Source organism: Streptobacillus felis (assembly GCF_001559775.1).
In the GTDB taxonomy this organism is placed as follows: Bacteria; Fusobacteriota; Fusobacteriia; order Fusobacteriales; family Leptotrichiaceae; genus Streptobacillus; species Streptobacillus felis.
The window spans coordinates 1-295 of record NZ_LOHX01000146.1 but is presented as its reverse complement, the minus strand read 5'-3'; the positions used below and the strand labels follow the sequence as shown (position 1 = coordinate 295).

Here is a 295-nt window from a genome sequence, read left to right as displayed (position 1 = left end):
TAAATGTTTCTACTTCTTTAATTTCCTCATCTTACTATAAAGACTTAACATCCGTGAATTTAAATATTACATCAAAATTTTTAGCTTGTTGATGAAAGAAGTTCATTAAGTCTGTCCCTCCTATTCCTTCTGGAAAACCTGGGTAGTTAGCTATATCACTTGTATATGTTGCTAAGCCTCCAACTAATGTTTTTTCAAAAACTAAAGTTTTTAATTTAGCTCTTCCACAATATATTGCTGCAGTAATTCCAGCACTTCCGCCACCAATAATTAAAACATTATATCTTTCTCTCTT

1 protein-coding gene is annotated in these 295 nt (G+C 30.8%); it reads right to left on the bottom strand.

Annotated features, from left to right (window positions below; genetic code table 11):
• Positions 1 to 34: 34 nt before the first annotated feature.
• Positions 35 to 295 (bottom strand): NAD(P)/FAD-dependent oxidoreductase (locus tag AYC60_RS02600; RefSeq protein ID WP_231724614.1); only part of this gene is annotated, 261 nt, incomplete at its 5' end.